This window comes from Roseovarius halophilus (ex Wu et al. 2025), from assembly GCF_047086965.1.
This window is the reverse complement of sequence record NZ_JBKOTX010000113.1, coordinates 1-19310: the sequence shown is the minus strand read 5'-3', so window position 1 is coordinate 19310 and position 19310 is coordinate 1. Positions and strand designations below refer to the sequence as shown.

Annotated in this window: 24 protein-coding genes; 20 read left to right on the top strand and 4 right to left on the bottom strand. The window is 60.7% G+C overall.

The window, feature by feature from the left end; translation table 11 throughout:
• The coding region (locus tag ACH107_RS20240) for a PUA domain-containing protein (protein WP_412507341.1) at positions 1 to 240 on the top strand (240 nt) is incomplete at its 5' end.
• A 16-nt stretch (positions 241 to 256) separates the two neighbouring features.
• A complete protein-coding gene (locus ACH107_RS20235) occupies positions 257 to 1498 on the top strand; it encodes a glutamate-5-semialdehyde dehydrogenase (protein ID WP_412507340.1) in 1242 nt (413 codons plus the stop codon).
• Here the strand turns inward: ACH107_RS20235 and ACH107_RS20230 are convergent.
• Positions 1495 to 2085 (bottom strand): histidine phosphotransferase family protein, encoded by a 591-nt coding sequence (locus tag ACH107_RS20230; RefSeq protein WP_412507339.1) that lies wholly within the window; start codon positions 2083 to 2085, stop codon positions 1495 to 1497. The genes ACH107_RS20235 and ACH107_RS20230 overlap by 4 nt on opposite strands.
• Between ACH107_RS20230 and ACH107_RS20225 the strand changes: the two genes are divergently transcribed.
• From ACH107_RS20225 to ACH107_RS20215, 3 genes are all read left to right on the top strand, one after another.
• Positions 2084 to 2266 carry a DUF3553 domain-containing protein gene (locus ACH107_RS20225; RefSeq protein ID WP_310691850.1) on the top strand — a complete coding sequence of 61 codons (183 nt, stop codon included), beginning with the start codon at positions 2084 to 2086 and terminating at the stop codon, positions 2264 to 2266. The genes ACH107_RS20230 and ACH107_RS20225 overlap by 2 nt on opposite strands.
• Positions 2267 to 2392: 126 nt before the next feature.
• Positions 2393 to 3157 (top strand): GNAT family N-acetyltransferase, encoded by a 765-nt coding sequence (locus ACH107_RS20220; protein WP_412507338.1) that lies wholly within the window; start codon positions 2393 to 2395, stop codon positions 3155 to 3157.
• A complete protein-coding gene (locus tag ACH107_RS20215) occupies positions 3154 to 3987 on the top strand; it encodes a lysophospholipid acyltransferase family protein (protein WP_310691847.1) in 834 nt (277 codons plus the stop codon). The genes ACH107_RS20220 and ACH107_RS20215 overlap by 4 nt, the downstream gene beginning before the upstream one ends.
• 77 nt (positions 3988 to 4064) lie before the next feature.
• Here ACH107_RS20215 and ACH107_RS20210 read toward each other — a convergent pair whose 3' ends face one another.
• Entirely contained in the window at positions 4065 to 4691 is a 627-nt protein-coding gene (locus tag ACH107_RS20210) for a thiamine phosphate synthase (protein ID WP_412507337.1), read from the bottom strand.
• Between the two features lie 125 nt (positions 4692 to 4816).
• Between ACH107_RS20210 and ACH107_RS20205 the strand changes: the two genes are divergently transcribed.
• From ACH107_RS20205 to ACH107_RS20195, 3 genes are all read left to right on the top strand, one after another.
• A complete protein-coding gene (locus ACH107_RS20205; protein ID WP_310691845.1) occupies positions 4817 to 5560 on the top strand; it encodes an RNA methyltransferase in 744 nt (247 codons plus the stop codon).
• Positions 5561 to 5640: 80 nt separating this feature from the next.
• The gene (ctaA, locus tag ACH107_RS20200) at positions 5641 to 6795 is read left to right on the top strand and encodes a heme A synthase (RefSeq protein WP_412507336.1); all 1155 of its coding nucleotides are present in this window, start codon (positions 5641 to 5643) and stop codon (positions 6793 to 6795) included.
• Between the two features lies 1 nt (position 6796).
• Positions 6797 to 8269 (top strand): carboxypeptidase M32, encoded by a 1473-nt coding sequence (locus tag ACH107_RS20195; protein ID WP_412507335.1) that lies wholly within the window; start codon positions 6797 to 6799, stop codon positions 8267 to 8269.
• Positions 8270 to 8402: 133 nt separating this feature from the next.
• Here ACH107_RS20195 and ACH107_RS20190 read toward each other — a convergent pair whose 3' ends face one another.
• Positions 8403 to 9227: an enoyl-CoA hydratase gene (locus ACH107_RS20190; RefSeq protein ID WP_412507334.1), complete on the bottom strand. Its 825-nt coding sequence runs from the start codon at positions 9225 to 9227 to the stop codon at positions 8403 to 8405.
• 31 nt (positions 9228 to 9258) lie between these two features.
• Here ACH107_RS20190 and ACH107_RS20185 point away from each other — a divergent pair, with 31 nt between their 5' ends.
• The 11 genes from ACH107_RS20185 (at position 9259) to ACH107_RS20135 (ending at position 17249) form a co-directional block, all read left to right on the top strand.
• Positions 9259 to 9687, top strand: a complete 429-nt coding sequence (locus tag ACH107_RS20185; RefSeq protein WP_412507333.1) for a PaaI family thioesterase — start codon at positions 9259 to 9261, stop codon at positions 9685 to 9687.
• A gap of 82 nt (positions 9688 to 9769) precedes the next feature.
• Complete coding sequence (locus tag ACH107_RS20180; RefSeq protein WP_412507332.1) at positions 9770 to 10747, top strand: SLAC1 anion channel family protein; 978 nt, start codon at positions 9770 to 9772, stop codon at positions 10745 to 10747.
• A 127-nt stretch (positions 10748 to 10874) separates the two neighbouring features.
• Positions 10875 to 11342, top strand: a complete 468-nt coding sequence (gene rplM, locus ACH107_RS20175) for a 50S ribosomal protein L13 (protein WP_310691837.1) — start codon at positions 10875 to 10877, stop codon at positions 11340 to 11342.
• A complete protein-coding gene (gene rpsI / locus ACH107_RS20170; RefSeq protein WP_310691835.1) occupies positions 11342 to 11830 on the top strand; it encodes a 30S ribosomal protein S9 in 489 nt (162 codons plus the stop codon). The genes rplM and rpsI overlap by 1 nt, the downstream gene beginning before the upstream one ends.
• A 164-nt stretch (positions 11831 to 11994) precedes the next feature.
• Positions 11995 to 12411, top strand: coding sequence for a hypothetical protein (locus tag ACH107_RS20165; RefSeq protein WP_412507331.1), 417 nt, complete (start codon positions 11995 to 11997; stop codon positions 12409 to 12411).
• A 25-nt stretch (positions 12412 to 12436) separates the two neighbouring features.
• Positions 12437 to 13765, top strand: coding sequence for a tyrosine-type recombinase/integrase (locus ACH107_RS20160; protein ID WP_412507330.1), 1329 nt, complete (start codon positions 12437 to 12439; stop codon positions 13763 to 13765).
• Positions 13766 to 14018: 253 nt separating this feature from the next.
• The gene (locus ACH107_RS20155) at positions 14019 to 14279 is read left to right on the top strand and encodes a hypothetical protein (protein WP_412507329.1); all 261 of its coding nucleotides are present in this window, start codon (positions 14019 to 14021) and stop codon (positions 14277 to 14279) included.
• A gap of 141 nt (positions 14280 to 14420) precedes the next feature.
• Positions 14421 to 14801: a hypothetical protein gene (locus ACH107_RS20150; RefSeq protein ID WP_412507328.1), complete on the top strand. Its 381-nt coding sequence runs from the start codon at positions 14421 to 14423 to the stop codon at positions 14799 to 14801.
• Positions 14802 to 15071: 270 nt separating this feature from the next.
• Entirely contained in the window at positions 15072 to 15878 is an 807-nt protein-coding gene (locus ACH107_RS20145) for a tetratricopeptide repeat protein (protein WP_412507327.1), read from the top strand.
• A 394-nt stretch (positions 15879 to 16272) separates the two neighbouring features.
• Positions 16273 to 16620: a hypothetical protein gene (locus ACH107_RS20140; protein WP_412507326.1), complete on the top strand. Its 348-nt coding sequence runs from the start codon at positions 16273 to 16275 to the stop codon at positions 16618 to 16620.
• 173 nt (positions 16621 to 16793) lie between these two features.
• The gene (locus ACH107_RS20135) at positions 16794 to 17249 is read left to right on the top strand and encodes a hypothetical protein (protein ID WP_412507325.1); all 456 of its coding nucleotides are present in this window, start codon (positions 16794 to 16796) and stop codon (positions 17247 to 17249) included.
• Positions 17250 to 17262: 13 nt separating this feature from the next.
• Here the strand turns inward: ACH107_RS20135 and ACH107_RS20130 are convergent, their stop codons facing one another.
• Positions 17263 to 17841 (bottom strand): tyrosine-type recombinase/integrase, encoded by a 579-nt coding sequence (locus tag ACH107_RS20130; RefSeq protein WP_412507324.1) that lies wholly within the window; start codon positions 17839 to 17841, stop codon positions 17263 to 17265.
• A 186-nt stretch (positions 17842 to 18027) separates the two neighbouring features.
• On the opposite strand from ACH107_RS20130, the gene ACH107_RS20125 reads away from it, so the two are divergent.
• Positions 18028 to 18531, top strand: coding sequence for a hypothetical protein (locus tag ACH107_RS20125; protein ID WP_412507323.1), 504 nt, complete (start codon positions 18028 to 18030; stop codon positions 18529 to 18531).
• Positions 18532 to 19310: the final 779 nt, after the last annotated feature.

The window sequence follows — 19310 nt, the reverse complement described above, 5'->3', positions numbered from 1 at the left end:
GCGCTGGCGGGCGGCAACAGCCTGCTGCCGGCCGGCGTGGCCGGGGTCTCGGGCCATTTCCAGCGCGGCGACCCGGTGACTGTCGCGGACACGGGCGGCAAGGTGCTGGCCACCGGCCTGAGCCGCTACAGCGCTGCCGAGACACGCGCCATCGCCGGGCACCGCAGCGACGAGATCGAGGATATCCTGGGCTACCCGGGCCGCGCGGTTCTGATCCACCGCGACGACCTTGTGACATGAAAGGAAGAGGGGCGACATGAGCGAGATCGACACCATGATGGCAGAACTTGGACGGAACGCGAAGGCCGCCGCCGCCGAACTGGCCTTCGCGCCCGCCGCGGCCAAGCGACAGGCGCTGGAAGCCGCTGCCGAGGCGGTCTGGACGGCCCGCGCCGAGATCGTCGAGGCCAACGCCGCCGACATGGCCTTTGGCCGCGACAAGGGGCTGTCCCCGGCGATGCTGGACCGGCTGATGCTGGACGAGACCCGCATCCAGGGCATCTGCGACGGACTGCGCGCGGTGGCCGCGCAGGAGGATCCCGTGGGCCAGGTGATCGAGGCCTGGGACCGGCCCAGCGGGCTGCACATCCGCCGCGTGCGCACACCGCTGGGCGTCGTGGGCGTGATCTATGAAAGCCGCCCCAATGTGACCGCCGATGCCGGGGCGCTTTGTCTCAAGTCGGGCAATGCCGTGATCCTGCGCGGGGGCTCAGAGGGGTTCAATTCCTCGCGCGCGATCCATGCCTGCATGGTCGAGGGGCTGATGGCGGCGGACCTGCCGGAGCACGCGATCCAGCTGGTGCCGACCCGCGACCGCGCGGCGGTGCAGCAGATGCTGACCATGGTCGAGACCATCGACGTGATCGTCCCGCGCGGCGGCAAGGGGCTGGTCGGTCTGGTCCAGCGCGAGGCGCGGGTGCCGGTCTTTGCCCATCTCGAAGGCATCGTGCACATCTATATCGACAAGGCCGCCGACCCCGAAAAGGCCCGGCGGGTGGTCCTGAACGCCAAGACCCGGCGCACGGGCATCTGCGGCGCCGCCGAATGCCTGCTGGTGCACCGCGACGCGCAGGCGCTTGGGCAGGAGATTGTCAATGATCTCAAGGCCGCAGGCGTCGAAGTTCATGCCGCGGGGCTGGAGGGCACCGCGCCCGCGACCGAGGCCGACTGGGGCATGGAATACCTCGACATGAAGATCGCCGCGAAAGTCGTCGAGAACATTGACGAAGCCCTGGCTCATATCCGCCGCTACGGCTCCAGTCACACCGACGCGATCCTGACCGAGGACGACGCGGCGGCGGCACATTTCTTCACGCGGCTCGACAGCGCCATCCTGATGCGCAACGCCTCGACGCAGTTCGCCGATGGTGGGGAATTCGGCATGGGCGCCGAGATCGGCATCGCCACCGGGAAGATGCACGCCCGCGGCCCCGTGGGGGCGGCACAACTGACGAGCTTCAAGTACCTGGTCGAGGGCGACGGGACGGTGCGCGGCTAGAAGGCAATGGCCAGCCGCTCGGGCGCGCGGATGATCCGGGCGTCGCGGCCCAGATCGGCCAGCGCCTGCGGCAACAGGGCGAAGTGCACCGTGCTGGCCGTCGGGGCCTGCGCCGGCGCCGCGCCCTCCAGTGCGGCCCAGCTCTCCGGGTCGGGCTTCAGCGCGCCCGTCGCCGCCACAGTCCAGCGGGTGCCGCTGCGGGTCAGGCGGATCGTGCCGCCGCGGGGCAGGGCGCTGTCCAGACACAGGGTGGCAAGCAGGGCCGCCTTGGCTTCGGGGCGGGGTAGGGGAGTGGCCTGCGGCACCTCGCAGGTGGTCTTGCTTTCGGCAAAATAGGCGCCCAGCAGGGTGGCGATCTCGGCGGCGGCCACGCTCTGGTCCGGATCGGCGGTGCCGAAGGCCAGCCGGAAAAGCTGGACCTTGGCGTTGGCATTGGCCACGCTGCGATTGATCAGCTCTATTTCCTCGGGCGCTGCGGCCTGCGAGAGCGCGAGAAGCTCGACACCGTTGCCGATTGCCCCAAGTGGGCTGATGATGACATGACAAATGCGAGAGCCGATCAGGGCGGAAAGGTCAGGGACGGACATGGAGGATAACAACAGCTTTCTGGAACCGGGGATGCTGGTACGCCACCCGGACCGGCCGGACTGGGGCGTGGGACAGGTGCAATCGAACATCGGCGGTCGGGTTACGGTAACATTCCCTGACGAGGGCAAGGTTGTTCTGGATGGCAGACGCGTCATGCTGATCCTCGTCGGGTCGGGGTGACGCCACGTTAAGGGCTTGTGCGGATACCCGCAAGAGTTGCGTTTCGCAGTGGCAGCGCGCGGCCCGTTGCCAAGGCCGGGCCCGCGTCCTAGAAGGCGCGCGTGTTCCCCAGACCGTGATCCCAGAATGACCCGGCCCGCCCCCCGATTCGAAACCGCGCTGGCGCGCACGTCGCAAGACCGGCGTGCGGCCCAGGCCCTGCGTTATCGCGTCTTCGTGGCCGAGATGGGGGCCGGTGGCGACGGCGTCGATCATACGGCCGGAATCGAACAGGACGATTTCGACGCCTATGCCAGCCACCTGTTGCTGCGCGACCGCGCCCGGCCCGAGGGCGACCAGGTCGTCGGGGTCTATCGCCTGATGGATGCACAGGCGGCGCGCGCGGCGGGGCAGTTCTATTCCGAGGCCGAATACGACCTCGCGCCGCTGCGCAGTTCGGGGCGGACGCTGCTGGAAATGGGCCGGTCCTGCGTGCATCCCGACTACCGCGACGGTCACGCGCTGTTCCATCTTTGGCAGGGGTTGGCCGCCCATGTGCGCGACAGTGGCGCCGAGATCCTGTTCGGCGTGGCCAGTTTCCACGGCACCGACCCCGGGGCGCTGGCCAAGCCGCTGTCGCTGTTGCATTACCGGCACTTGGCGCCTGCGCCGTTGCGGGTACGCGCGCGGGTGTTCGAGCCGATGGACAGGATACCCGAGGACCGCCTGGATCGCCCGGCGGCGTTGCGGCAGATGCCGCCGCTGATCAAGGCCTACCTGCGGTTGGGCGGTGGCGTGGGCGCGGGGGCCTATGTCGACCATGCCTTCAACACCACCGATGTCTGCCTGGTGGTGGACACCGCCGAGATGAGCGCGCGCGGCCGGGCGCTCTATGCCGGGGCGCGGGTGTGAGCACCTGGCACTCGGACGACCTGCCCGCGCGGGATCGCATCGGCGCGGCAGGCTGGGCCCTGGCCGCCCTGCGCGGCATTCCTCTGGTCGGGCTTGTATTTGGCGGGCTGGCGGTCGCGCTGCTGCTGCGCCTTGTGGAACGGCCGGTCTTCGGGGCGGGCCGCCCCTGGACACCCTTCGTCACGCAGGTGGTCTGCCGCAACGCCTTTCGCATCCTCGGCATGACGTACGGCAGGGTAGGCCGGCCGATGACCGGCCCCGGCGCGGTGGTGGCAAACCATTCAAGCTGGCTTGATATCTTCGCGCTCAATGCCGCCCAACGGATCTATTTTGTCGCCAAGTCCGAGGTCGCGGGCTGGCCCGGCATCGGCTGGCTGGCGCGCGCCACGGGCACGGTCTTCATCGCCCGCGCGCGCGGCGCGGCGCGTGGGCAGGTCGAAACCTTCCGGGCCCGGCTGGCGCTTGGGCACAAGCTTCTGTTCTTTCCCGAAGGCACCTCGACCGACGGGCGGCGGGTGCTGCCCTTCAAGCCGACTCTGTTCGAGGCCTTCTTCGCCCCAGCCTTCCGCGAGACGCTGCGCGTTCAGCCCGTTTCGGTGATCTACACAGCGCCCGAGGGCACCGACCCGCGGCTCTATGGCTGGTGGGGCGACATGGACTTCGCCCCGCATCTGTTGGCGACGCTGGCGCAGCGCCCGCAGGGCACGGTGACCGTGGTCTACCACGCGCCGCTGGCCGTTGCCGATTTCGACACCCGCAAGGCGCTGGCCGCGGCGCTGGAGCAGACGGTGCGCGGCGGACTGCAACAGGCGGGTGTGCTGGCGGGGTAAGGGCCGCGCGGTGCAAACGATGCCACGGTTACCCGAGCGGCGCGTTGCCGCGCCGTGCCCGACAGGACGTCGCGGTCCTAGGCCCCCATGGCCCCGCGCAAGCCCTGCAGCGCCGCGAGCGGGTCCTCGGTGCCCCAGATTTCCTCGCCGATGCCGAAGAAATCCGTCACCGGGGCCAGGTTGCGGACCGTGTCCGCGTCCAGCGCGCCCTCGGCCACCACGGGCACCTCGATCATTTTCGACCACCAGGCGAACAGCGCGGGGTCCGCCTGCCGCCCGTCACCCAGCGGTGTTGCCCCGCAGGGACCGAAGCTGACATAATCGGCCCCCAGTTCGCCCGCGGTCATACCATCGTGGCGCGAGTTGTGGCAGAAGGCGCCGACGATGGCGTCGTCGCCCAGGTCCTTGCGCGCCTGGCGCACCGACCGCGCCCCGTCTGTCAGGTGCACGCCATCGAGTCCGAGACGCTCGACCAGCAGCATGTGACTGTCCATCACCAGGGCTACGTCGCGGGCATGGGTGACCTCGCGCAGGGCGTCGGCGGCCCGGGCGATGCGGTCTTCCTCGCGGGTGCCCAGGGCGAGACGCACGCAGGCCACCTCGACGTTGTCCAGCAATCGCGCCAGGGTCTCGGGAAAGGCCGACAGCTCGAACTCTGCCGGAGTGATGAGGTAGATCTGGGGCTGCTCTGTGTCGTCGGCCATTGCGGTATCCACCGGTCTTGTAAGGGTTTCGCCGCTATAGCGCCGAAATCCCGGCTTGGCCACCGCTTGCCGTGGCGCCCCGGCTTGCGTATCAGCACCCCCTGACATCACAAGCCGAGACCGCCATGCCCAGCGACACCCCGCAGCCAGCCTTCGTCCTGATCCGCCCCCAGATGGGCGAGAACATCGGCGCCGCCGCCCGGGCGATGTGGAACTTCGGGCTGGACCGGATGCGCGTGGTGGCCCCGCGCGACGGCTGGCCCAACCCGGCGGCGGTGGCCATGGCCAGCGGGGCGGGGCGGCTGCTGGACGAGGCGCTTTGGGCCCCTGACCTGGCCGAGGGAATCGCGGATCGCACCTATGTCTACGCCACCACCGCGCGGCCGCGCGAGCTGACCAAGCCGGTCTTCACCCCCGAGGCCGCCATGCGCGACGCCACCGAGCGGATCGGGCGGGGCGAGAAGGTGGCCGTGCTTTTCGGGCCGGAACGGGCGGGGATGGAAAACGCCGATATCGCCCGGGCCAACGCCATCATCACCGTGCCGGTCAACCCGGAGTTTGCCTCGCTCAACCTGGCCCAATGCGTGCTGCTGATGGGCTATGAATGGCGCCGCGCGGTCGCACAGGCCGAGGACATGATCCTGCGCGGCCAGCGCACGGACCTGGCCGAGGGGGACGAGATCGAGGCCCTCGCGCGCCACTACGAAGAGCGCCTCGATCAGGCCGGGTTCTTCTTTCCCGAAACCAAGGCCGATTCAATGCGGCTGAACCTGCGCAACCTGTGGTCGCGGATGCCGCTGACCCGGGCCGATGTGCAGATGCTGCACGGCGTGCTGCGCCAGCTGGTGCGCCGTCGCGACGACCCCTGAGACAGGTGGCCGCGTTCGCTTGCCCTGCAGGGGGCGGCGGCATAGCTTACGCGCAAGGATAACAAGAAGGACGACGCCGGATGGCCGACAAGAACCGCAGCATCTTTCAGGACGTCGAGACAGCCGAGAAACCCGCCGCCGCGCCGGGCGGCATCGCGCGCGGCGGCCGGTCTGGCGCGCGCGGCGCGATCCGGGTCTGGCTGATGGGGCTTTTCGCGCTCGTGGTCCTGATGATCGCCGTGGGCGGGCTGACGCGGCTGACAGATTCGGGCCTGTCGATCACCGAATGGGCCCCCCTGAGCGGCGCGGTCCCGCCCCTGTCGCAGGCGGCGTGGGACGCCGAGTTCGAGGCCTACAAGCAGATCCCCGAGTACCAGTTGCAGAACGCCGGCATGTCCATGGCCGAGTTCAAGGTGATCTACTGGTGGGAATGGGGTCACCGGCAGCTGGGCCGGGTGATCGGGCTGGTCTGGGCGCTGGGGTTCGCCGGCTTCCTGCTGGCGCGCAAGATCCCCGCGGGCTGGACCGGCCGCTTGCTGCTGCTGGGCGCGCTTGGCGGCACCCAGGGCGCCATCGGCTGGTGGATGGTGCATTCGGGCCTGCAGGAGGGGATGCTCGACGTGGCCTCCTACCGGCTGGCCACGCACCTCGGGCTGGCCTTTGTCATTCTGGGCCTGATCGCCTGGTATGTCTTGCAACTGGGCCGCACCGAGGGCGAGCTGATGCAGGCCCGGCGGCTGGCCGATCCGAAACTCTTTTCGCTCTCGACCGGGTTGATGCATTTCACCTTCCTGCAGATCCTGCTGGGCGCGCTGGTGGCCGGGATCGACGCGGGTCGGGATTTCCCGAACTGGCCGTTGATGACGACGGGAACCGGAGCGAGCTTTTTTCCGCCTGATCCGTTCCAGCTGACGCCGGTCTGGCGCAACTTCTTCGAGGATGCCGGGCTGGTGCAGTTCATCCACCGCATGTCGGGCTACCTGCTGTTCGTCTTTGCCATCGTCGTCTGGCGGCGCGGGCAGCGCGCGGGCAATGACACCACGCGCTTTGCCTTCAACGCGGCCTTTGCCGCGATCACCCTGCAGATGGTGATCGGCATCGCCACGGTCCTGTACCAGGCGCCCTGGCAGATCGCGATCGTGCACCAGTTTGTCGCCGTGCTGGTCTTCGTGCTGATCCTTCGGGCGCGGCACCTGGCGCGGTATCCGCTGCCTCAATCGCTCAGAGGGGCCTGAGATGTCCGCCTACGACGCGCTGGTGGAATTTGCCCGCACCACGCAGGCGCTGGCGCAGGTCGCCGGGCGGCTGGGCTGGGACCAGGAAACCATGATGCCCCGCGCCGCCGCCCCGCAGCGCGCCGAGGAAATGGCGGCGATGGAGGCTGTGCTTCATGCCCGCCGCACCGATCCCCGCGTGGGCGAGTGGCTGGCGGCCGTGGCCGAGGACGACGACCCGGTGCGCGCGGCCAACCTGCGCCTGATCCGGCGCGCGTACGAGCGCGCGAGCAAGGTACCCGCGCGGCTGGCCGCCGAGATCGCGCGCGTCACCTCCCGCGCGCAGGGCATCTGGGCGCAGGCCCGGGCCGAGGACGACTTCGCCGCCTTCGCGCCCGTGCTGGAAGAGATCCTGGCGCTGAAACGCGAAGAGGGCGCGGCGCTCGCCGAGGGGGCCGATGTCTACGACGCGATGCTTCAGGATTTCGAGCCGGGCGCCACGGCGGCCGAGCTTGAGGCGATGTTCGCGCGGATGCGCCCGCGCCTGGTGGCCCTGCGCGAGGCCGTCCTGGACAAGCCCGCGCCCGCGCCGCTGTCGGGCGGCTTCGACGAGGGCGCGCAGATGCGGCTGGCGCGCCTTGTCGCCAAGACCTTCGGCTACGACATGGCCCGCGGCCGGGTGGACAAGGCGGTGCATCCGTTCTCGTCGGGTTCGGGCCTGGACGTGCGGATCACCACGCGGACCAATCCGGACGATCCCTTCAACAGCCTCTATTCGACGATCCATGAGGTCGGCCACGGGGCCTACGAGCAGAACATCCACGCCGACCACCTGCTGACGCCGGTGGGACAGGGGGTCTCGATGGGGGTGCATGAAAGCCAGTCGCGCATCTACGAGAATCAGCTGGGCCGATCGCAGGCCTTTGCCTGCTGGCTGTTCCCGCAGATGCAGCAGGCCTTCGGCGATCTGTCCCTGTCGGACCCGCAGGCGCTTTATGCCGCGATCAACCGGGTCGAGTCAGGCTACATCCGCACCGAGGCGGACGAGGTGCATTACAACCTGCACATCCTGATGCGCTTCGACCTGGAACGCGACCTGATCGCGCGGCGGCTGGAGGTCGCGGACCTGGACGCGGCCTGGAACGACCGTTTCGCTGCGGATTTCGGCATTGCCGTGGACCGGCCCGCCAATGGCGTGCTGCAGGATGTGCACTGGTCGGTCGGGCTGTTCGGGTATTTTCCGACCTATACCCTGGGCAATGTCTATGCGGGTTGCCTGCACGCGGCCATGCTGCGCGACGTGCCCGACCTGGAGGTCGGCCTGGCGAGCGGCGATCTGACCCCCGCCACCGACTGGCTGCGCGAGAGGGTCCAGATCCACGGCGGGCTGCAGACGCCGCGCGAGACGATCCGCCGGGCCTGCGGCGCGGAGCTCGGCGAAGAGCCGCTGCTGGGCTACCTCGAAGAGAAGTTCGGCGCGCTTTACGGGCTGTGACCAGGCGGGGTGGCTGCGCCACGCCCGATGTCTCGGCGGCGCCTGCGCGCCGCCTGCGGGTCAGGGGCGCTGCCCCTCTGCCTGGCGGCATTCACCCCGGGATATTTCCGGCCAGAAGAAGACGCGGGGTGGCTCACCCGGCCCAGTCGGGTTTGCGCTTTTCCAGGAAGGCGGCGATGCCCTCGTCGGTGTCGCGGTCGAGCATGTTGCGCACCATGACGTCGCCGGTATGGGCATAGGCGGCCTCGGTCGGCAATTGCGCCTGTTCGTAGAAGGCGGCCTTGCCCACGCGCACGGCGCTGGCCAGTTTCCCGGCCACGGTCTCGGCCAGGTCGGTGGTGGCCGCCGCGAGGTCGTCTGCGGGGGTGGCGCGGTTGATCAGGCCGATCTCCACCGCCTCGTTGGTCTCGATCAGGCGGCCGGTGGTGAGCATCTCGAAGGCGCGCTTGCGCGGGACGTTGCGCGTCAGCGCCACCATCGGGGTCGAGCAGAACAGCCCGATGTTGACGCCGTTGACCCCGAAGCGTGTTCCTTCGGCGGCCAGGGCCATGTCGCAGGTCGCCACGAGCTGGCAGCCCGCGGCAGCGGCGACGCCGTGCACCTGGGCGATCACCGGCTGGGGGATCGCCTGGATCGTCTGCATCAGCTTGGTGCAGCGGGTGAAGAGATCGGCGAAATAGGCCGCGCCGGCGTCCTCGGCCTGGCGGGCGACCTGCATTTCCTTGAGGTCATGGCCCGCGCAGAAGGCCTTGCCCGTGCCCGCCAGGGTCACGGCGCGGATCGTCTCGTCCTCGCCGATCTCGTCGAGGGATTCCTGCAGCGCGGCCAGCATGGCATCTGAGAGCGCGTTGAGGTTCTCGGGTGAGGTCATCACCAGCTGGGCGACGCCATTGAGGTCGGCGCGGTCGAGCAGGGCCATGGCTTGTTCCTTTCGCGATTTCGGGGCAAGTCTAGTCATCTGACAGCGAAGGTAAAAGGGGGTGCGGACGATGGCAGTGCAGATGAGCGTGGCGGAGATGTCGGCCTTTCTCGACGAGGTTTTCCCGCAGGTGCGTGGGGAATTCGCGATCGAGCGGATGGACGCGGAGCTGCTGGTGATGCGCCTGAAGGTTACCGAGCGGCATCTGCGGCCCGGCGGCACGGTCTCGGGCCCGGCCATGTTCGGCCTGGCAGATGTGGCGGCCTACGTGGCGACCATGGCTCGGATCGGCCGCCAGGCGCTGGCGGTGACGACGAACTGCTCGATCGACTTCATGCGCAAGCCGCAGGCGGGGTGCGACATCCTGGCGCAGGCGGAGGTGCTCAAGCTGGGCCGGTCGCTGAGCGTGACCGAGGTGCGGCTGTTTTCGGAAGGCAGCCCGGCGCTGGTCGCCCGGGCCGGTCTGACCTATTCGATCCCGCCGGAGCGGTCGGGGTGACCAGGCCCCGTTGATTCAAATCAGGGAAATGGCATATTTTCCGTGCCAGACAGGCCGGGCTTTTAGCCCCGAGGAGTTTTCGATGACCAACACGCGCCTTGACGCGGCCCCGGCGGACCGGCTGGCGCATTTCCCGGTGACCTTCTTTGCCGTGGTGATGGGGCTCTTGGGCCTGACGCTGGCCCTGCATGCCGCGGCGCCGGTCTGGGCGCCGGCCGGGGCGCTGTCGTCGGGGATGCTGGGGCTGTCGCTGCTGGCGCTGGCGGTGATCTCGGCGCTCTACGTCCTCAAGGTGCTGCGCCATCCTGGCGCGGTCGCCGCGGAATGGCAGCACCCGGTGAAACTGGCCTTCTTTCCCACGATCACGATCTCGCTGTTGTTGCTGGCCACGGCGCTCTGGCCGGTCTGGCCCGGGCTGGCGCGGAGCGTCTGGCTTGTGGGCGTGATCGGGCAGGGGGCGCTGACCGTGGCGGTCATCAGCGGCTGGATCAGCCATCGCAGTTTCCAGGTGGGGCATCTGACGCCGGCGTGGTTCATCCCCGCGGTGGGCAATGTCATCGTGCCCGTGGCCGGGGTGCCGATGGGGTACGTGGAAACCTCCTGGCTGTTCTTCTCGGGCGGACTGATGTTCTGGGTTGTGCTGCTGACACTGGTGATGAATCGCCTAATCTTTCACGACCCGATCCCGGCGCGGCTGTTTCCCACCATGGTGATCCTGATCGCCCCGCCCTCGGTGGCCTTCGTGGCCCATGTGGCGCTGGCGGGCGGGCTCGACGGGCTGGCGCGCGGGCTGATCTATACCGCCTACATTTTTGCCGCGCTGGTGATGGTCCAGGTGCCCAAACTGGGGCGGTTGCCCTTTGCCCTGTCCTGGTGGGCGCTGAGCTTTCCGCTGGCCGCGCTGGCCATCGCCTCGTTCCGGTTTGCCGCGCTCGCGGGGACGCTGGCGCACCTGCTGATCGGGGCGGTCGCGCTCGGCCTTTTGATATTGGTGGTGCTGGGGCTGGCGGTGCGGACGGGCATCGCCGTCGCCCGTGGCGGGATCTGTCGCCCCGAGTGATGGGGTATCTGGTTACCTATTTGTCAAACCTCAGAAATTGAACGGAAAATCATCGGCAAAGTCGCTTGACTGCGCTGGGCAAACCCTTACAACGCGCCCATCCGAAACCCAATCAGGGCCGAAACACATGAAAACCTATTCTGCGACTCCGGCAGATATCGAGAAGAAGTGGGTCGTGATCGACGCCGAGGGCGTCGTTCTGGGCCGTCTCGCCTCGATCGTGGCCACGCGTCTGCGCGGCAAGCACAAGCCGTCCTTCACCCCGCACATGGACATGGGCGACAATGTCATCGTGATAAACGCCGACAAGGTGCAGATGACGGGCAAGAAGCGCACCGACAAGACCTACTACTGGCACACCGGCCACCCGGGCGGGATCAAGAACCGCACCGCCGAGCAGATCCTCGACGGCGCCCACCCCGAGCGTGTCGTGACCCAGGCGGTCAAGCGGATGCTGCCGGGCAACAAGCTGGCCCGCAAGCAGATGACCCACCTGCGCGTCTTCGCCGGCACCGACCACGGCATGGATGCCCAGAAGCCCGAAGTTCTGGACGTCAAGTCCATGAACTCCAAGAACACCCGGAGCGCATACTGATGGCCGATCAAGTCAATTCCCTCGAAGAACTGGGCCAGGTGGCCGAAGGCGCCGAAACCCCGGTTGTGGAAGAAATCCCGCGCGAGCCTGTCCGCGACGACCTGGGCCGGTCCTATGCCACGGGCAAGCGCAAGGACGCGGTCGCCCGTGTCTGGATCAAGCCCGGCTCGGGCAAGGTCTCGGTGAACGGCAAGGAACTGAAAACCTATTTCGCCCGTCCCGTGTTGCAGATGCTGCTGCGCCAGCCCTTCGACGTGGCCGGCGTGGCCGACCAGTTCGACGTCATGGCCACCGTCAAGGGCGGCGGGCTGTCGGGGCAGGCCGGCGCAGTGCGCCACGGCATCTCGAAGGCGCTGCAACTCTATGATCCCAGCCTGCGCGCCTCGCTCAAGGCCGCCGGGTTCCTGACCCGCGATAGCCGCGTGGTGGAGCGCAAAAAGTACGGCCGCCGCAAGGCCCGCCGCAGCTTCCAGTTCTCCAAGCGCTAGACTTGGAACTTGCTTAAAATTGCTAAATGCTTGGAAAGGCGCTGTTTTTTGCAGCGCCTTTTCTACATCTTGCGCTGACAAAAGTTTAACAACACAGTTTTGCTAGACAGATGATGACGCTGATTTTACGTTATTTTTACGACAAAACGATACAGGGGACAAAGATGTTTAGAACGACAAGGGTGCTGTGGGTTGTGAACAATGCTCTTGCTAAGGTTTGCTTTCAATTTGGCGAACGAGACAAGAGTTTACCTGGTGTAATCATTGCAAAGGAGGAAATTGCTGATAGCGCAGACCATTTTATGGCTGGCGAGTTAAGCTTTGTGCAAGAAGTGGATGTTTACAGAGATCGTCCAATAAAAGAAGCTGCTTTTTTGATATTACTAGAAACGGCATCTGCGTGGAAAATGGTAAACAATGAAAGATACCAGAATTACTGCGTTGGAGCAGCAATTTTAATTGCGAGTAAGTATTATGGAGGTGATACTTTAGCAGAACGCTTGCAAGAAATTTATCAGTCAAACATAGAACGCAGAGAACGGGACAAGGCGTTGTGGGAGAGAGTTGAAAACAACCTATAATGTTTAGACTATTGGCGGCGTAACGATGAGCAAAAGCTACGTAAACAAAGTTGAGCTAAAAGATGGGCAAATTATTTTGTTCCATCGTCAACATGCTAAGCGTCCCGTCTATCATATGCGTGTACACGTAAAGGGTATGAAAGACGTGAAAGGTAACAAAGTTACCTACGTACAGCGCAGTACTGGTGAAACTGATTTGGAAGAAGCGCGACGAATTGCGCTTGATGCTTATGACGACTTGCGACTGAAAGCACGTGCCAAGCAAGCTGTAACGACGCTGACTTTTAGGGATATGTACGAGCTTTGGTGGGCTGATAAAAAGAAAATACTTGAACAGCACTGGTTTGCTAAAGGGCGCACTGGCAAAAACAAGCGTGTTGAGTGGTATGAAAAACACGCGAAACGTTACTGGCTGGCATATTTTGGCGATCATAAAGTTGAAGAGCTTACACACAGCTTTGTAACGGGCTACTGGAACTGGCGACAAACATACTGGGCGCGAGCAAGCGAAGAAGAGCGAATAAAGTATCCTAACTTTGCAATAAATCCTGCTAAAAAAAGCTTGGATATGGAGCAAAGCGCACTGCGTGAAGTGTTTGGCTGGGCTAATAGTATGAAGCTTATTAATTACCAGCCGCAAATACAAAACCCATATGCACGCAAGGGCATAAAGGCAAAGCGACGTGCAAGCTTTGACGAGCAGGAATTTTTGCAGCTGCAAGAGTATTTGCAGCAGTGGGTTGAAGGACGAGGCAAGAACGATAGACGTGTAAACGCTGCACACAAACGAAATCGTAAGCTGTTACAGATTTACGTGCATTTTCTTGCGTACACAGGAATGCGCACAGGTGAAGTGCTCAAGCTTAAGCATAAAGACATCAGTTTTACGCTTACTTTGCTTGGTGATACTGGCTTGGGGATTGAAGTTGCAGAAGACACGAAAACGGGCGCACGTGAAGTAACCAGCACTGCAGATTTGATGTTTTGGTACGAAGAACTATGCAAGCTGACAGGGCATACAGAACGTGACGATTGGCTGTTTTGTAATGCGCAGGGCAAGCAAGTAACGGGTTTCTACAAAACGTTTGCCAAGCTGCTTGATGAAGCTGGGCTGCTATACACGGAAGATGGTGACAGGCGCAGCGCTTACAGTTTGCGACATTACTATGCAGAGCAGATGTTTGGAGAGCTGGGACATACGCACGCTGTGCTTGATATGCTTGCTGTGAATATGGGTACAGGGCGCGACTACTTGGAAAATTTCTATATTAGGCGTGGCGTGATTGATGCTGAGGCACTGGTGCGCACGCGGCACGGATACAAGGCGCAGCAGGCAGAGCGCGAATTGGACTGACTTAAATAGTCAACTTTACTGCAAAGTGTGATGTAACTGTTACATCAAAGTTTGAAGTAAGCGCACAGGCGTCAACGAGCAGCACACAGTGCGGCTAAGTGCTAGTCCGCTGTCAGTGTGCATTGTGGGGCAGGGTGACGGCTGTACAGCGCTTGTGTTGCTTGTGTGTGGGTTGACAGTGAGCTTGGCGTGCAGTTGCATGTCACCGTACGGCTTTGTTGGCTCAAAATGCGGTATCAGAGGGGGGTATGTTATGGCAATTAAAATTATTGCAACTGTGTTCTTGTTCTTTGTTGAGTTACTGTTGTCAATCTTACTATTTGCGCCTGTGCTGTTTTGGGTTGTAGCAAACACGGCAAGTGGGCTCGTGTTCAACTATACGACATTAGAAGCAATAATTGGCACAGTGTTGTATTATACGGTTGTGATAATTATTTTCGGCGCTCTGGCATTGTTAATTCGCAATTATGAAAATCTGCAGAAAATTGCCGATAGTTTGGTGGAAAAAGAGTAGTGAACTTTGCTGACCTATGTATGGCAACGAATGCATCTCGTGTAAGTGAGGAAAAAATTTAAGTGGCGCTCAAGCGGTTCTCAGTGCGGGTATACATGCGCAATGCCTCATCGGTAAACGCGAGTAGAAAAGGTGCCGTACATGTTTGATGGAAAGTGGCGTGCTAGGTTCGTTGTACTAATTTGTGGTGGTCTGCTATCGCAGGTTATGGTCGGTTGTAAAACTGAACAGCTCACCGGATGCGAGGACTATTTTGCCGCATATGCTGAAGTTAAAGACGAAGTTAAGTCCACATTGCGTGCGCCATTAACGGCCGTTTTTTCCAAGCCACCAGAAACCTATTTAGCCCCATCATCGACGATTATTGTAGAAGGGGAAGGGTGTCGTTTTGATATCTCCGGTTACGTTGATTCCGAAAATGCTTTTGGTGCGATGCTGCGCACAAACTTTTCAGCTAAGACGATTTACGACAAAGCGACTGAAGAATGGCGTGTTTACGAGCTGATTACAGCGCCTAATTAGATGTATGAGTGCACAAAGAGCTGCGAGTTGCTCATTTCTATTTAATCAGCTTTACTGCAAAAAGTGATGCAAAGGTTGCATCAAAGTTTGATGTAAGCGATGGCTGCCAACGAGCTGCACACAGTGCGTTTGGGTGCTGCTCCGCTGTCGGCATGCACAGTAGGGCAGGAAGGCGGCTGTACAGCGCTTGTGCAGCTTGTGTGTTGCGGGTTGACAGCGCGGCGCGCTTGGGCAAGCTGGATGTCTGTAGAGCAGATTGAGGGGCGAACGATGAAATACGGAATAGCAGCTGCAACGGCAGCGATATGTATGTCGGCAAGTGCAGCTGTAACCAGTGACGTTGAGCTGTGTGGCAGCTATATTAGTAATTCTGAATTTCAGCTCGCCGTAAAGCCTTGCACTGCTGCGGCTGAACAAGGCGATGTAAGAGCGCAGGTCGGCTTGGGCTTGATGTATTACAATGGCGATGGCGTAGTGCAAAACTACGCAGAAACTGTACGGTGGTATCGTGCTGCGGCTGAACAAGGTTTTGCAATTGCGCAGTTCAGCTTAGGCGGGATGTATATCAATGGCGATGGCGTAGTGCAAAACTTCGCAGAGGCTGTGCGTTGGTATCGTGCTGCGGCTGAACAAGGCGATGTAAGAGCGCAGAGCATCTTGGGCGTGATGTACGAACTCGGACAAGGTGTAGAGCAAGATTATGCAGAAGCTGTGCGGTGGTATCGTGCTGCGGCTGAACAGGGTGATGCAAGTGCGCAGTTCAGCTTAGGCGGGATGTATATCAATGGCGATGGCGTAGTGCAAAACTTCGCAGAGGCTTTGCGTTGGTATCGTGCTGCGGCTGAACAAGGCGATGTAAGAGCGCAGAGCAACTTGGGCGTGATGTATTACAATGGCGATGGCGTAGTGCAAAACTATGAGATAGCGCACATGTGGTATAATATTGCCGCTGCTAACGGTTTTGATGAAGGAGCAAAAAAACGCAATCGCATAGCTGAAAAGATGACAGCAGAACAAATAGTTGAAGCGCAAGACCGTGCGCAGAAATGTATGGCGAGCAACTACACTGACTGTTAATTACTTGTTTTATCTTTTGTAAGTTTGGTGTTGAGTGGCAGTGTGCATTGTGTGAAGGTGCAAGGCTAAATTAAAGCATTTATCAACGCCAAACCAAGCTCGCCGTCAAAAACCAAATCGCAAGCGCCAACGGCTGCGCGGTAGCAGATGTTTAGATCCTGCGCTGTGCAAGCACACAATTTGCCATCCCAATTATTTACTAATGCAGTCAAGTTTACATCAAACTTTGATGTAACGGAGGTTAGGCGATTTTGGATGATGTGCTGCGGGGGAAAGGTAAATACGTGGGTATCCAAAGTTGTGTGCAGCCCAGTTTTTGTGTGCTGCAAAATCTTGCGGTGGAGTACTTACAGTTTTGGGGTGGTGATTTTGCACACGTGTATGGGAGGCGTTGTTGAGTGAGCGTGACGAGATAAGGCGGTTGATTTCAGTGATCGAAAAGGGTGCTGGCGCTGCCAGTGCTGACCAGAACATTGCGGATCTCAAGTTGTTTGCGAACACCGCAAGCTACCTGGCGAACAAACTGGACGGGAAGATCAAACAGGGCGACAAGCCCAAATCCGCTGCGCCAAAGGTGCAGCAGAGACCACCGCCAAAGACGCCAAGTGCAGGGCCGCAGCAGAGCAATGTTGCCGTTGCACCCGACGCCAAAGCTGCCGCCAGTGTTGATGTGCAGCGTCCTCAGCGCGTGCAGCCACAACCGCCACGCAACGATGCAGTGCGCAGCTTGGGCGGTGACTAGTGTGGCTTTTGCGCACAAAAATGCACAGATTTTGCTTGATGCGTTGCCCAGTGAAAATCATTGACAGCGGTGGAGAGGGGCATAGTGGGAATGCACGGAATTATGGCTGGACTGCTTGCGAGTGCAGCATTTAGTTGCTAGCGATGTGCAGCTACACTGATGGGGATATTGAGATGAAGCGTCTACTGGTTTGTTTTGCCTTTGCTGTTTTGCCGGCTTCAACACTTGCACAACCCGCGTTCGATGCGGGCAAAGCCACTGCCCATTGTGAGGATAAGTGGACAGAACGTGGTGTTTTGGACGCAGGTATGTTTGATTACTGTATGGAGCAGCAAAGGGGTGGTTACGCCGATACCGTTGAACTTTTGAATCTTTATACTGTGCAAGAACCGGTTGAGCTGATAGATGAAGTTTTGAGTTTTGCGGTGGAGAAATGGCTTTCCTCGCGCAACTATCAATTTGATATGGTTGCATACGAGTTAGAGCAACAAGCGGAAGCTTTCCTCAACATTCAGTATGAAGTAGACAATCAAAACGTTGATAACGCCGTTTATGAGCAGTGTAAAAGCAAGTGGGTGACACGCGCTGAGCCTCAATGGACTATGGTAGAGTATTGCGTTGACAACTAACGTTTAAGCGAATTCAGTAATCCACCAGCTCCACAGCTGACCGCAGCTTGCGCTCGTTCAAGTCAATGTAGCGCTGTGTGGTGTTGAGGTGCTTGTGGCGGGCGAGGGCTTGGATAACACGAGCGTTGATGCCCTTGTCAGCCAGTTCCGTTACAAATTGACGGCGACCACTGTGTGAGCTTGCACCTGCAATACCAGTTGCACGGTAAAGTGTTTGAAACAGGTTGACGATGGTCTGTGGTGTGAAGTGGCCGCCTTTGCCTGAGTAGATCAGCGGCGCGTTTGGTTGGGCTGCGCGTGTGGGATACTGCTTGGCGTAGCGTGTGAGCGCCTGCGCCAGGCGACGGTTCACAAGCACCGTTGCAGAGTCGCTGCCCTTCGTCTGCGCTGCCCGCAAGTGTATCATGTCGCGTACAGCACCGCCTTCGTCAAACACATCGCCAATCCGCAGTGCAGCAATCTCACACGCACGCAGGCCCGCGTAAAAGCTGAGTGCCACTGCTGTGTGATTGCGTGTTGCGTGGCGCTTGCTGTCGATCACAGCTGAGAGTCGCTTGCGCTCCTGTTGTGTTAGTAGCTTGGCCTGTTTCATTGCGCAGTCTCCCAAAATGTGTTGTATTCTTACGTGTAAATGTAAATTCAAACATTTTTGCGCACGACCAGATTTTGCGTTTGAAGCAAGTGCTTGTTTTTATTGGTGATTGAGTGGAGATGTTAGGGATTGTATAATGTATAACATCTGTGCATGTTGCGTGCGTAGCAGATGTGTGAGCTGAACATGAGCTGGAAAACGAACCTATACGCAGTGGCAATTGCTTGGGTGGCAGCACAACCCAGTGCTGTGACGGCAGAAACTGAGCTTTTGGGCAGTTTTGGGTATTGGAGCGCTTTCCAATACGACACTGATTGCTGGGTGGCGACAGAGCCAGCTGATCTGACGGTGACACAAGCAAAAGTGAAAACCGGAGACGGTGAGTTGTATTTGATGATCGCATTCAAATACGGAAGCACTATGCCCAGTGTGCAAATATGGCTTAGCGAAGAGTTTGGCGATATTTTATTGGCTTCTGCTGTAGTGCGAGGCACAACGCACCCTTTGTTTTACAGTGATGAGGCGCTTTGGCTGCCTGTTGACTCTGAGGTGACAGTGGTCAAGCAGCTGTTGGGTGGTAACGACCTGAAGCTGAGTGTGGAAGGCGAGGGCACAACTGAGATAGCAGCAACATACAGCACAGAAGGTTTGCAGGAAGCCTACAATCATATGGCACGGTTTTGTAATTAATAGCTGCACACATCAGCTACGCAGTATTGAGCGTGTAAGTGGGCCAATAGTTGCTGCTCCATGTCGTTGAGCGCTTGGGCTTGCTCAGTAGAGATCGCTGTTTGACGCTGCTGTGAGCGTATGCTGCGTAAACACTGTACTGCAGCATCAACGCTAAAATCACGTGCTGTGTGCTTTTGATATGCATACCAGTTACAGTTTTTGTTCAAGTAGTTCCTGCTAAATGCCTCAGCGCAGTGCACCAGCCCTGCGCTGTGTAGTTGCCTATATGTCGTTTCAAGTAATGTCATTTTCAAATGCCTCTGTGTATTTACCGTTGTGTTTGAGCGAATGTGTTTGAGTGGTTGATTGTTTGTTTCAATGTTTTGGATGTACTGAAGATGGTTGATTGGTTTATTTGAATACATTGAAGAATAGCAACGCCTCCACACCGTTGCTCTCCGCCGTTGCCTGCTCCGTGTGCTGCAGCGTGTTCAGCATCGCCGTTCCACGCAGTGTGCAGCCCTGCCTGTGCCGCCTTACAGTGCCTTCAATAATCTGCGCAGTTTATGAATATTCATGCCTGTGCGTGCGCCTGCAGTGCTTGCTGTGTGAGATAGCCTGTCACAAAATGTGGCTTCTTCGCGGATTGTGTGGGTTGGCGGTTCCCGGTTCAGGTTGTTACCACACGAGATGTTGTGTCGTAGGGTGATGCGGGCAGTTGCGTAAGCCGGCCGGCTACGAGGTAGGCCATGTTGATGAAGTTCCGTGTCGTGCGATAGCCTCGGGCGCGGGCCTTG

Coding starts and splice junctions, on each gene's coding strand:
- ACH107_RS20180 (WP_412507332.1), top strand. CDS start 9,770: ATGACCAACACGCGCCTTGACGCGGCCCCGGCGGACCGGCTGGCGCAT.
- ACH107_RS20130 (WP_412507324.1), bottom strand. CDS start 17,841: ATGAAACAGGCCAAGCTACTAACACAACAGGAGCGCAAGCGACTCTCA.
- ACH107_RS20220 (WP_412507338.1), top strand. CDS start 2,393: ATGACCCGGCCCGCCCCCCGATTCGAAACCGCGCTGGCGCGCACGTCG.
- ACH107_RS20150 (WP_412507328.1), top strand. CDS start 14,421: ATGTTTGATGGAAAGTGGCGTGCTAGGTTCGTTGTACTAATTTGTGGT.
- ACH107_RS20225 (WP_310691850.1), top strand. CDS start 2,084: ATGGAGGATAACAACAGCTTTCTGGAACCGGGGATGCTGGTACGCCAC.
- ACH107_RS20205 (WP_310691845.1), top strand. CDS start 4,817: ATGCCCAGCGACACCCCGCAGCCAGCCTTCGTCCTGATCCGCCCCCAG.
- ACH107_RS20190 (WP_412507334.1), bottom strand. CDS start 9,227: ATGACTAGACTTGCCCCGAAATCGCGAAAGGAACAAGCCATGGCCCTG.
- ACH107_RS20230 (WP_412507339.1), bottom strand. CDS start 2,085: ATGTCCGTCCCTGACCTTTCCGCCCTGATCGGCTCTCGCATTTGTCAT.
- ACH107_RS20125 (WP_412507323.1), top strand. CDS start 18,028: ATGAGCTGGAAAACGAACCTATACGCAGTGGCAATTGCTTGGGTGGCA.
- ACH107_RS20155 (WP_412507329.1), top strand. CDS start 14,019: ATGGCAATTAAAATTATTGCAACTGTGTTCTTGTTCTTTGTTGAGTTA.
- ACH107_RS20195 (WP_412507335.1), top strand. CDS start 6,797: ATGTCCGCCTACGACGCGCTGGTGGAATTTGCCCGCACCACGCAGGCG.
- ACH107_RS20135 (WP_412507325.1), top strand. CDS start 16,794: ATGAAGCGTCTACTGGTTTGTTTTGCCTTTGCTGTTTTGCCGGCTTCA.
- ACH107_RS20235 (WP_412507340.1), top strand. CDS start 257: ATGAGCGAGATCGACACCATGATGGCAGAACTTGGACGGAACGCGAAG.
- ACH107_RS20210 (WP_412507337.1), bottom strand. CDS start 4,691: ATGGCCGACGACACAGAGCAGCCCCAGATCTACCTCATCACTCCGGCA.
- ACH107_RS20185 (WP_412507333.1), top strand. CDS start 9,259: ATGGCAGTGCAGATGAGCGTGGCGGAGATGTCGGCCTTTCTCGACGAG.
- rpsI (WP_310691835.1), top strand. CDS start 11,342: ATGGCCGATCAAGTCAATTCCCTCGAAGAACTGGGCCAGGTGGCCGAA.
- ACH107_RS20145 (WP_412507327.1), top strand. CDS start 15,072: ATGAAATACGGAATAGCAGCTGCAACGGCAGCGATATGTATGTCGGCA.
- ACH107_RS20160 (WP_412507330.1), top strand. CDS start 12,437: ATGAGCAAAAGCTACGTAAACAAAGTTGAGCTAAAAGATGGGCAAATT.
- ctaA (WP_412507336.1), top strand. CDS start 5,641: ATGGCCGACAAGAACCGCAGCATCTTTCAGGACGTCGAGACAGCCGAG.
- ACH107_RS20165 (WP_412507331.1), top strand. CDS start 11,995: ATGTTTAGAACGACAAGGGTGCTGTGGGTTGTGAACAATGCTCTTGCT.
- rplM (WP_310691837.1), top strand. CDS start 10,875: ATGAAAACCTATTCTGCGACTCCGGCAGATATCGAGAAGAAGTGGGTC.